General features: G+C 41.7%; 8 protein-coding genes and 1 tRNA gene. 5 read left to right on the forward strand and 4 right to left on the reverse strand.

The genetic code is table 11. The annotated features are described in order from the left end of the window. The first annotated feature begins 36 nt into the window (after positions 1–36). Complete coding sequence (locus tag HFU86_RS17505; protein ID WP_187129750.1) at positions 37–2,937, forward strand: type I restriction endonuclease subunit R; 2,901 nt, start codon at positions 37–39, stop codon at positions 2,935–2,937. After that, the gene (locus HFU86_RS17510) at positions 2,937–3,896 is read left to right on the forward strand and encodes an HrgA protein (RefSeq protein WP_187129751.1); all 960 of its coding nucleotides are present in this window, start codon (positions 2,937–2,939) and stop codon (positions 3,894–3,896) included. Before HFU86_RS17505 ends, HFU86_RS17510 begins: the two co-directional genes overlap by 1 nt. A gap of 224 nt (positions 3,897–4,120) precedes the next feature. Here HFU86_RS17510 and HFU86_RS17515 read toward each other — a convergent pair whose 3' ends face one another. Further along, entirely contained in the window at positions 4,121–5,368 is a 1,248-nt protein-coding gene (locus HFU86_RS17515) for a tyrosine-type recombinase/integrase (RefSeq protein ID WP_187129752.1), read from the reverse strand. 320 nt (positions 5,369–5,688) lie between these two features. Beyond that, a tRNA-Leu gene (locus HFU86_RS17520) sits at positions 5,689–5,773 on the reverse strand. A gap of 419 nt (positions 5,774–6,192) precedes the next feature. Between HFU86_RS17520 and ampH the strand changes: the two genes are divergently transcribed. Both ampH and HFU86_RS17530 read left to right on the forward strand, forming a co-directional pair. Continuing rightward, positions 6,193–7,419: a D-alanyl-D-alanine-carboxypeptidase/endopeptidase AmpH gene (gene ampH / locus HFU86_RS17525; protein ID WP_132496393.1), complete on the forward strand. Its 1,227-nt coding sequence runs from the start codon at positions 6,193–6,195 to the stop codon at positions 7,417–7,419. Positions 7,420–7,659: 240 nt separating this feature from the next. Next, on the forward strand, positions 7,660–8,172 hold the full coding sequence (locus tag HFU86_RS17530) for a hypothetical protein (RefSeq protein WP_187129753.1): 513 nt from the start codon (positions 7,660–7,662) through the stop codon (positions 8,170–8,172). A 93-nt stretch (positions 8,173–8,265) separates the two neighbouring features. Here the strand turns inward: HFU86_RS17530 and lptG are convergent, their stop codons facing one another. Together lptG and lptF are read right to left on the reverse strand one after the other, a co-directional pair. After that, positions 8,266–9,342, reverse strand: a complete 1,077-nt coding sequence (gene lptG, locus HFU86_RS17535) for an LPS export ABC transporter permease LptG (protein ID WP_187129754.1) — start codon at positions 9,340–9,342, stop codon at positions 8,266–8,268. After that, entirely contained in the window at positions 9,342–10,439 is a 1,098-nt protein-coding gene (gene lptF, locus HFU86_RS17540; RefSeq protein ID WP_108478846.1) for an LPS export ABC transporter permease LptF, read from the reverse strand. Before lptF ends, lptG begins: the two co-directional genes overlap by 1 nt. A gap of 276 nt (positions 10,440–10,715) precedes the next feature. On the opposite strand from lptF, the gene pepA reads away from it, so the two are divergent. Further along, a complete protein-coding gene (pepA, locus tag HFU86_RS17545) occupies positions 10,716–12,227 on the forward strand; it encodes a leucyl aminopeptidase (RefSeq protein WP_036949149.1) in 1,512 nt (503 codons plus the stop codon). The last annotated feature ends 209 nt before the right edge of the window (positions 12,228–12,436 follow it).

Here is a 12,436-nt window from a genome sequence, read left to right on the forward strand (position 1 = left end):
TGATATCAATTGAATAAAAAGAAAGGAAACCCTCATATGCAAAAAACACAGAGTGAATTTGAGTTAGAACAAGATTTAATTCAACATTTAACCACTGATTTGCATTATAACTGGGTTGATGTACACGATGAAGCGTCAATGAAAAACAACCTTCGTCAACAAATTGAAATACATAATAAACTTCAACATTTACCATTAACAGACGGTGAATTTGAACGTGTTTATCTGCATCTCACCGCAGGAAATACTGTTTTTGAACGTGCTAAAGTGCTACGTGACTATTACACCTTATCGCGAGATGATGGCACTCAAAAATGGATACGCTTTATTAATCAAGAAGATTGGTGCTGTAATGAGTTTCAAGTCACCAACCAAGTTCGACAATATAATGCCGAACAGCAAACCCGTAAAACACGTTTTGATGTCACAATCCTAATTAATGGATTGCCTCTAGTTCAAATCGAATTAAAACGTCGCGGGTTAGAATTAAAAGAAGCCTTTCATCAAATTGACCGTTATCACCGTGATGCCTTCTGGGTTGGTAGTGGGCTTTATCTCTTTACCCAAATCTTTATTATTAGTAATGGCGTTAATACAAAATACTACGCTAATAATAAAACGTTAGATTTTGAGCAAACCTTTTTCTGGGCGGATAAAGACAATAATCTTATTACTCATTTGCACGCCTTTACCGATGAATTTTTAAAGCCTTGCCATATCGCTAAAATGATCACCCATTACACTATCCTGAATGAAACGGGTAAGTGCCTTATGGTCATGCGCCCTTACCAACTCTATGCCTGTGAAGCGATTATTGAACGAGTAAAAGAATCATCTCATAATGGATATATTTGGCATACGACTGGCTCGGGTAAAACACTGACTTCGTTTAAAGCCAGTCAGGTCATTATGGGGATGGAAGAGGTCGATAAAGTTATTTTCGTTGTTGACCGCCGTGATTTGGACTATCAAACTGCAAAAGAATTTAACGCCTTTCAAAAAGATAGCGTCGATACCACGGATAATACGCGCTCTTTAGTAAAACAACTTATCAATACTGATACTAAGTTAGTCTTAACAACCATTCAAAAACTCAATACCGCCATTACCAAAGAAAACCATATTGCCAAACTTGAGCACTTACAAGATAAACGTATCGTTTTTATTTTTGATGAGTGCCACCGTAGCCAATTTGGTGAAACGCATCGCAACATTAAAAAATTCTTTCGCAATTCACAATTATTTGGTTTTACAGGGACACCTATATTTGCGGAAAATGTCAATCTGACGATGGGAATTGAGCAAACGACAGAAATATTGTTTGATGATTGTCTTCATAAATATGTCATTGTTGATGCAATTCGAGATGAAAATGTATTGCGTTTTTCAGTGGAATATTTAGGGGAGAATAGAAAGGTTAACCCAAGTGATAGTGATGCTATTCTTACCCAACCCATAGAGAGTAAAGAAGTCTTAGAAAGCGAAACTCGGTTATCACAAGTGACTGATTATATTTTAGCCTGCCACGATGCTAAAACGGGACATCGTGAGTTTACGGCTATTTTTTGTGTTGGCAGTGTTGAGTTACTCATCCGTTATTACCAACTGTTTAAAATAAAACAAGCTGAACTACTGCGCCAAAATCCACATTATCGGCCATTAAAAATCGCCACTATCTTTACCTATGCCCCTAATGAGCCTATTGATAAAGAAAGTGCCAGTGATATGCTGGATGAAGAAGATATTGTACTGCCTAACACTAAAATACCTTCATCCAGCCGTGATTATTTAGATTCATTTATTCTTGATTATAATCAACTTTTTAGTACAAATAAAAGCGCAAAAGACAGTGATAGTTTTCGAGACTATTATGTTGATATTGCCGAGCGTGTGAAAAACCGTGAAATTGATATTTTGCTTGTCGTGAATATGTTCCTAACAGGTTTTGATAGTAAACCGCTCAATACATTATATGTTGATAAGAACTTACGTTACCACGGACTAATTCAGGCCTTCTCTCGCACTAACCGCATATTAAATAAGAAAAAAAGCCAAGGTAATATTGTTTGTTTTAGAAACCTCAAACAGAATACCGATGATGCCATTCGTTTATTTTCAAATAAGAATGCGAAAAGCATCGTACTTGTTCAGCCTTATAATGAATACCTCACGGATTATCGTGAAAAATTACAAATCTTACTGGATATTGCTGAAAATCCAGCTGCGGTTGACTTACTTCAAACCGATGAAGAGAAAGAAGCCTTTGTTAAAGCCTATCGTGATGTATTACGCCTACGCAATATCATGAATACGTTTGTAGAGCATGACGATGATAATTTAGTCGTCCCCGCTCAAATGTTGGAAGATTTCAAAAGTAAATATCTTGATATTTATGACAGCGTACGCCGAAACCAGCAAGAAGGAACAGACTCACCGTCACCCCTTACTGAAATTGATTTTGAATTGAGCCTTATTCATCGTGATGATATTAATGTTGGTTATATTTTACGGTTGTTAGGTGAAATGCGCGATATGCCTGAAGATAAAAAAGCAGAGCGCAAAAAACAAGTCCTCGATATTGTTAGTGGTGATACGCGTTTACGCAGTAAGCAAGCATTGATCCAACAATTTATTGAAAATGATTTATCACGTTTAAAACAAGATGATGATATTCAGCAAATTTTCCAAGCTTATTTAGATACAGAAAAACAAAAAGCCATTGATGAAATGTGTGAACGTGAGTCACTCAAACCGAATGTTATTCGTCGTATGATAGAAAAATATCTCTTTGAAGGTCGCTTTCCTCGTACAGAGGAAATGTCTGAAGCATTAATCAATCAACCTAAGATATTACAACGTAAAAAAATCTTTGAGCATGTTAATCAGAAATTGAAAACCTTTTTCGATACGTTTATTGATGGCTTAGAAGGACTTTAATGGTGAGTATAAATAAAACACGTTCACTTTATGACAAAACGCTGGCCTTTCTCAAACAAAATCAAGGTAAACAATATACTGCGCGTGATATTGCTGAGAATTTAGTAAAACAAGATCCTGATTGGGCGATGGATAAAGTGAATAAAAGCCAAGCATTATCGACCTTAGATGATGCAGTGAAACAATATGCAGCTGAAATAGGTGCGCAAACGCCAAAATGGTTAACGCCAAAAAAGAACAAAACTGTCAAAATAAAAACCACAATCGAGCGTCCACGAAAATATTTCTATAGCGATATGACCGATGATGAGGAAATCGCGCTAAGCGAAATCGTAGATGCGACAGCTAGTCCCAATGATTGGAGTGAGCATGACCTTTATCCTTTGCTTAATGAATGGCTAGAGAGCAACATGAATGTCTATTCATTACGGATTAATGAAAAGAAAAGCCAAAATACACAAGGTAAAAACGGCAATAAATGGTTGCATCCTGACTTAGTTGGCTTAGAAGATAAAGGCCAGCATTGGCAAGCAAAATTAAAAGCATGCGTGAATGAATACAGTGAACCCAGAACACGCTTATGGTCTTTTGAAGTCAAAAAAAGAATTAATATGAGTAATGTCAGAGAAGTGTTCTTTCAGACAATATCTAACTCATCATGGGCGAATTTAGGCTATTTAGTCGCAGCAGAAGTGACCGGAGAAGATACGCTTAAAGAGCTCAGAATGCTTTGTGCGGCCCACAGTATTGGCGTGATCTTACTCGATAAAGACGATATCGCGAATACTCAAATCTTAATTCAAGCTACCGAAAAAGAAAATGTGGATTGGGAGCTGTGTAATCGTCTTATCTCAATCAATCGTGATTTTGAGCATTATATTGAGTTAGTCAGCGAATTTTATAAATTAGGTGAAGTAAAAAAAGCAGACTGGAAGTGGAGTAACAAAGATCTTATGTGATCTATGAATAACTCTGGCAAAATACCAGAGTTAGGTTTCTCTTTTTCATAACACTTTGGTTTAGAGCTGATCACAGGATCTCTCTAACTTTAATGCAATTTTTAGCCTCTCAGGTTAAATTTGGATTTGTTCTATAATTATATCATTTCAAATCTTAGCTAAGATTTTTTATAGAATAAACAATATGATATTTACTATGATAATTTATTTAGACCAGTAAATTCTCACTTTCCAAACCCAAATGCCCCCACATGCCCTTCCCTATTCGCATCCAGATAATCCGCCCACCACTGCACCATCAGTCGCCGTTCCTCAATATGCTCTGCTTTATGAATATAAGCAGCTCTAACTGAGTTACGTTCTTGGTGGCTCATCTGCCTTTCTACCGCATCCTTCGACCATAGCCCTGACTCAATCAACGAACTACAGGCCATTGTTCTGAAACCATGTCCACACACTTCTGTCTTAGTGTCATAACCCATTACACGTAATGCGTTATTAACCGTGTTTTCACTCATAGGTTTTCTAGGGTTATGATCGCCAATAAAAATCAGCTCATGGTTGCCGCTGAATTGATAGATCTGTTTTAAGATCTCAATAGCTTGTCGGCTTAAAGGGACTAAATGAGGAGTACGCATTTTTGATCCGCGATGTGAGTGTTTAACTCCTTCTATCGCTTCGCGTTCAGCGGGGATCGTCCACATGGCATTTTCAAAATCAATTTCATCCCAACGAGCAAAGCGCAGTTCACTAGAACGTATAAAAACTAACAAGGTAAGTTTGACTGCAAGTTTAGTTAAAGGTCTTCCCTTATAATCATCGATGCGTTGTAAGAATTCAGGTAAGCGTTTAAGCTCTAATGCGGCTCTATGGACTCGTTTACCTGTCGCAACTGCGCCAGCCATATCTTGTGCTGGGTTATAGTAGATTAAACCGCTTTGTACGGCATAACGCATAATGCCAGTCACGCGCTGTTGTAAACGTGCTGCTACCTCAAGACGTCCAGACATCTCTACGGCTTTAATCGGTTCGAGGAGATCACGAGTTTTCAGTTCAGCAATATTACGTTTACCAATAGCCGCAAAGATATTGTCTTCAAGACTTTTTAGTACTCGATGGCTATGTCCTTCGGACCACTTTTTATTGGTCGCGTGCCAATCGCGAGCTACCTTCTCAAAAGTATTAAATTCCTTTTGTTGTTCTTCCTTTAATTCTTTCTTGAGTCCACGAGGATCGATACCTAAAGCAACTTGCTTTCTAGCGGCATCCCTTCTTTCTCTTGCATCCGCTAAAGAAATTTCAGGGTATACGCCAAAAGCCATCAAATGTTGTTTACCGCCAAAGCGAAAACGAAAACGCCAATATTTAGAACCATTGGGGTGAATATAAAGAAACAAGCCATCACTATCTGTCAGTGTATAAGCTTTCTCGTCAGGTTTAGCTGCACGAACTTTTGTATCGGTTAATGCCATATTCTTTATCCTCTACACCCCAGAGTGAGTATATAAACGAGATATCTCAGATTACTGTTGATGATTTCGAGCTGCATAGCCAACTATGTGCCTACGTCGCCACAGGCTGTGCCTGCATTGCACTATCATCGGTAATTCGAGGCACAATGAGTATACATTCATTATCGAAGCGGTATATATACTCAGATGTATACTCACTCGGAGGTTGATGTGGGTTGAGTTAAGTTGACATGCATTGACTGAAAACGCGGGGAAAGCCTTGCAAACACTGGATTTCAGATACAAAAAAAGACGTCGGTTGACGTCTCTTGATGTTCTTATGGTGCCGAAGGCCGGACTCGAACCGGCACACCCGAAGGCGGTTGATTTTGAATCAACTGCGTCTACCAATTCCGCCACTCCGGCACGAAGTGATGTGTTTCTTGGAAAACGGTGCCATTATACTTGCCTTATGCCGACTGGCAACATTTATCTTGAACAATCAGATTGTTCGATTAAAAAAAAAGCACCTGAAAAAATCTTTCCATAAAAAGCCCAATATCCCCTGTTATGTTCAACAACATTTGAATATCTATGCTAATTTTCCTAAGACTATTTTCATTGTCTTACCCCTAGAGTGACTGGCGACAAAGCATAATTTTTGTTAGTTTATCCGCACTCTTATGTAAAATTATAAAGGCATATTTTATGGGCTTTGTTGGATGGATAGCCACTGGTCTGGTTATTGGCATCTTAATTGGTGTAGTCATGAAAATTTTCTCAAAGAAAAAATAAATATTGGCTGAAAAGTCTTTTATAAACAATCATATCGGCTGGCTTCAAACATGAAGAAAACGTTTCTTAAAATTTTGTCGGTATCCGCACTGTCTGCAGCATTGATGGCCTGTTCCTCAACGACAGAAAAAACCGCGCAAAGCTCACCAAGTGGCATGCTTGCAGGTAACTCCGAGTGGCAAATATTCGAAGGCGATAGAAGAACTTACGAGCGTGTCACCAAAATCGTCGATATGTATGCCAATCGAATTTATAACGAAAGCGATGCCCGAGGCATGGCGATTATCGTCATTGATAACAACCAAACTCTCGCTCGCTATTATGGTGAAACCGCACCGGGTAATGGACAAAAACCGGGACCTAACTCCCTGATCCGCATCGCTTCTGTTAGTAAATTAATGACCAGTGAAATCTTAATTAAGCTGGAGCAAGATAAAAAATTAGCGATCACCGACCCGCTACAGCAATACAGCTACAACGGTGTTACCGTGCCTGATAACAACAGTGGGCAACCTATCCGGCTGTATCATTTAGCAAGCCATACCAGTGGTTTACCTCGTGAACAACCAGGTGGAAAATGGGGTCGCCCTGTCTTTATTTGGCCAACCCAAGAGAACCGTTGGACATGGCTGAAAACCGGTAAACTCGATTTTACACCGGGTACTGAAGCCGCTTATTCCAACCTCGCCTATGATTTACTCGCTGATGCGATGATCAAAGCGACGGGGCAGTCATACCCGCAATTGTTCAGCAAATACGTGACATCCTCGGCGAAAATGACGGATACCACCTATACCCCAAGCAAAGGTCAATGCGCCCGATTAATGGAAGGCACCAAGCCAAGCCCTTGCCATAACACCCTTGCAGCAGCAGGAAGCGGTGGTGTGTATTCTACTCCGGCAGATATGCAAAAGTGGATGCAGCAATTTTTATCCACGGATAATAACCTACGTAAAGCGACCGCAGCCCGCGAGCAAGGCATTTTCTTCCCCCGTGAAAAGCTGTTAGATGCCAAAGGAATGGACGTTGCAGGTTATGCTGATGGACTGGGTCTTGGATGGGTGTATATGAAGCCTAAAAACGGTATTCCGGGGATCTACCAGAAAACCGGCGGCGGCGGCGGATTTAATACCTATATGGCGATGATCCCACAGCAAAATATTGCGGTATTCGTGGTGATGACCCGTAAAGATGGTAGTAAGTTCAGTAAGTTGACCGCAGGTGTGAATGATATGGTTGCTTCATTATCATCTAACCATGCGTATGGAAAAAATTGAAAGGGTACCGCCGACGCAATTAATGCACTGGCGAGTTATGCCCCTACCTTAAAAAGCGGATTTGTGCGCGTACTTACGTTTATCGTGACAACTGCCTGAGCCCTTCAGGCAGTTTTTTATTCGTTGTTATTTTTGTTAGACGACTGCTTTTTTTGATAGACGTCTGCTTTTTATGCAATATTTTAGTATGACCTTTCGCTACTCTTAGCCTGACTACTCATTATTGGTAAAGGAACTAAGATGAAAATTATCCCACTTTCCGCTCATAACATATTACGCCCCAGCTCCGTAAAATCAGGAACGAACACTGTTTCTGAATTAGTAAAGCAACTCAGAAATGTATTTAATCATCAAGAACTCTTTCCACAGCCTAAAAAACCAGACTATGTCGAAATAGATCTTTCCAGACTGAAGAATGAAAAAGCGGATAATCCGAACATTGAAGCAACGGCTGAGTATAAAAAGTTACTCGCAGATACCATAAACGAAGCAAAGCAATCATTCATTCAAGCAACCAGGCAAGCAACCTGGAAAAATGCTTACATGATTGAAAAATCATACAGTGCAAATGGCGGTGCTTTCTCTTATGCACAACAGATTGCCAACAAAAGTGGAAAAAATGTGATTGGCATTATCGGTGAATACACTTCTCAGACGAAACAGAAAAAGATCCAGCAAGTGTTGTTTAAGCCTCAAGGAAAAATTCAATCGATATTGAGTAATTTCGGTAATTTTATCTTCAGCAAAAAATGAGTATGTTATTGAAGTGGAGAGTTGCCATCAGCAATAAAAAAGGCTGTAAAATCATTCGATTCGACAGCCTTTTTTCAATTTAAAGGGAATGGACTATTTTCGTTTAACTAACAAGAAGATACTCACGCCCAAGAACAAGACACTCGGCAGCGCTGCCGCAAGTACTGGCGGAATGGAATAGACCAAACTCCAGTTACCAAAGCCTTGGTTTAAGATGTAGAACAAGAAGCCGCCCACAATCCCTGAAATCACACGCACACCCATTGGAACCGTACGCAGAGGTCCGAAGATAAAGGAAACCGCCATCAACATCATGACTGCTGCAGAAAGCGGCGCTAGGATTTTTTGCCACATACTCAGCTGATAAACCGAAGCAACTTGCCCGCTCTCTTTCAAATAGGTGATGTACTGATACAAGCCGCGAATTGAAAGAGAATCCGCATTCAGGGAAACAATGCCTAATTTCTCTGGGGTTAAATTGGTTTTCCAATCATAAGTTAAACGCTGTGAACCCGTAATTTTTTGCTGGCTACCCAAGATAGATTCTTGAACCTGGGATAACACCCACAGCTTTTTATCCGCATCATAAGTTCCGCGTGCGGCAAACATCACAGACTGTAATTTGCGATGGTCATCGAAGCGATAAACAGAAACATCTTGGATGGTGCTCGCATCTTTAATACGTTGGATATAGATAAAGTCATGGGCATCTTTCGCCCACATGCCTGAATCCGTAACCACCAAAGAGCTACCAACAATTTTTTCTGCACGATAGTTACGCGCCCACTGCTCGCCTGCAGGTGCAATCCACTCCCCCATGACCATCGTAACGATAACCAATGGAATCGCTGTTTTCATCACAGACATCGCAATTTGCAAACGGGTAAAGCCCGACGCTTGCATCACCACCAGTTCACTGCGGGAAGCTAACGCGCCTAATCCCAGCAATGCACCTAATAATGCCGCCATTGGGAAGAAAACATCGATATCTTTGGGAACGGTTAATAAGGTGAAAACCCCTGCGCTCATCGCCGTGTAATCACCGTCACCCACTTTGCGAAGCTGCTCGACAAACTTGATGATCCCTGAAAGGGAAACCAACAAAAACAGCGTCATTAAAATCGAATTGAGGATGGTTCGACCGATATACCTATCTAAAACACCAAACATCAGGCAACCCCTCTGGTCAACTTAGCACGCACTTTGCGCATTGGTACGGTATCCCATAAATTCAGTATCACTGCTAATAGCAAGTAACCGAAGTTAACCGCCCACATCGCATATTTAGGGTCGACATCCCCCTTGTCTGCACTATTACGTAACGTACTTTGTAATAAGAAGAAAATCAGATACAGCAGCATCGCAGGGATCATACTGAGCACACGCCCTTGACGCGGGTTCACTTCACTCAGAGGAACCACCATCAACGCCATCACGACCACGGAGAACACAATGGTTAGGCGCCAGTGGAATTCAGCATTGACCTCAGGATTGCTCTCATTCCACAGCTGCATCATGGTTTTTTGTTCCACTTTATCCGTACTGACATCCGTGGCTTTATGGTCAACAACGGCTTGGTAATTCACAAAGTCGGTGATGCGGAAATCTCTCAGCATTGCCGTGCCTTCGTAGCGAGTACCTTGGTCTAACACCACCATCTGGCGACCATATTCGTCTTCTTTCATATAACCGCTATCCGCAACCACAACGGAAGGACGCTGCTCATTGGCTGTACGCAACTGAGCTAAGAAAACATTTTTAAAATCATTGCCTTTGACTTCGCCGATGTACAACACAAAGTTGCCATCTTTGGTGGTTTTAAACTGCCCTTCCACCATCGCCGCTAAACCGGGGTTGGCTTTTGCATCCGCCAAAACTTGCTCTTGATACTGAGATGACCAAGGCAACATCCAAGTAATATTGGCAACGGCGACTAAGGCAGTTAATGCAGCAAGTACCAGTGCCGCTTTCACAAGCACACTTTTACCTAGGCCGCAGGCATGCATCACAGTAATTTCGCTTTCTGTGTACAATTTGCTGTAAGTCATCAATAGCCCAAGAAATAGGCTCAAAGGTAAGATAAGTTGCGCCATTTCCGGCACACCCAATCCTAATAACGGAAGAACTAAATTCGAAGGAATATTCCCCTGAACAGCGGCACCTAAGATGTCGATGGACTTTTGACTAAAAAAGATAAGCAGCAGGACAAAAAGTATCGCCAGCTGGCTTTTCAGGGTTTCCCGAACCAAATATCGAATAATGATCACGCTTATTACGCCTGTGAAAACTTGTCTTTTGGGATGAAAATGGCTAAGTTCGTTCTATGACAGCCATTTACTAAAATATACTCTGGTTTATTGTTTGGCTAGAATGATATAAAAGCATTATCTATACTAAGTGCTATATCGGAATATGCTTAATATAAGCGAAACTAGGTATTTGCTCAATTTAACACAAAGAGTTCATTCTCTATAAGCCAGATCATGCGAAAGGCTAATTTTAACTGGAGCATCGACCTTTGTCTTTAAGATTCAGGAGAACGCATGGAGTTTAGTGTAAAAAGTGGTAGCCCGGAAAAACAACGTAGCGCTTGCATCGTTGTCGGAGTCTTTGAACCACGCCGTCTGTCCCCTATCGCTGAACAGCTGGACAAAATTAGTGACGGATATATCAGCGCCCTGCTGCGCCGCGGTGAGCTTGAAGGTAAAGTAGGTCAATCCTTGCTGCTGCATCATGTGCCTAACGTTCTATCTGAGCGTATTTTACTGATCGGTTGCGGTAAAGAACGTGAACTCGATGAGCGTCAATTTAAACAAATCATTCAGAAAACTATTAGTACTCTGAATGAAACTGGCTCAATGGAAGCCGTTTGTTTCTTGACTGAGTTACATGTAAAAGGTCGCAACAACTACTGGAAAGTTCGCCAAGCCGTTGAGACAGCGAAAGAATCCCTGTATGTCTTCGACCAGCTGAAAAGCAACAAAACCGAGCACCGCCGTCCACTGCGTAAACTGGTCTTCAATGTACCAACACGCCGTGAACTGACTAGCGGTGAGCGTGCTATCGCCCACGGTTTAGCTATCGCCTCAGGCGTTAAAGCGGCTAAAGATTTGGGTAACATGCCACCAAATATCTGTAACGCTGGCTATTTAGCGTCACAAGCTCGCCAACTGGCAGACATTTCTGACAGCAAGCTGACCACTCGCGTGATCGGCGAAGAGCAAATGAAAGAGCTGGGCATGAACGCGTACTTAGCCGTGGGTCAAGGTTCCCAAAACGAATCTCTGATGTCCATCATGGAGTACAAAGGCAACCCAGATCCAGAGTGCAAACCAATTGTACTGGTCGGTAAAGGTTTAACCTTCGACTCAGGCGGTATTTCCATCAAGCCTGCTGATGGCATGGATGAGATGAAATACGACATGTGCGGTGCCGCGACCGTTTACGGTGTCATGCGCTTTATCACTGATCTGCAACTGCCAATTAACGTCGTCGGCGTACTGGCTGGCTGTGAAAACATGCCGGGTGGACACGCATATCGTCCTGGTGATGTCCTAACCACTATGTCTGGTCAAACTGTCGAAGTGTTAAACACGGATGCGGAAGGTCGTTTAGTCCTGTGTGATACCCTGACTTACGTTGAGCGTTTCGATCCAGAACTGGTTATCGATATCGCCACATTAACAGGCGCATGTGTGATTGCTTTAGGTAGCCACTACACTGGTTTAATGTCCAACCACAACCCACTGGCTCACGAGCTGTTAAATGCTTCAGAGCAAGCTGGCGACCGTGCTTGGCGTTTACCGTTAGCTGACGAATACTATGAGCAAATCAGCTCTAACTTTGCTGATTTAGCGAACACGGGTGGTCGCCCGGGTGGTGCTATTACCGCAGGCTGCTTCTTAGCACGCTTTACAGGTAAATATAACTGGGCGCACTTGGATATCGCAGGTACTGCATGGCGTTCAGGAAAAGCTAAAGGAGCAACCGGTCGTCCGGTTTCTATGTTAGCTCAGTTCTTACTGAACCGCGCTGGCTTAAATGGTGACGAGTAATTTCAATTACGATTAAACATCGCCATTGATTAAGTTGTTATTATAATATCCCGATGAGCAGGTTCTGCGATTCGGGATATTGTTTTTAAGCAACAAGCAGTTAGGTCACACTCACCACACCATTTTGAGGCTGTGGTAAAAACGAGTATAATTCAGCGCAGATTTAATCTTGCTGCGACCTTGGGAGCATATATAAATATGTGACCGAG

The organism is Providencia sp. JUb39 (assembly GCF_012272845.1).
Classification (GTDB): Bacteria; Pseudomonadota; Gammaproteobacteria; order Enterobacterales; family Enterobacteriaceae; genus Providencia; species Providencia lanzhouensis.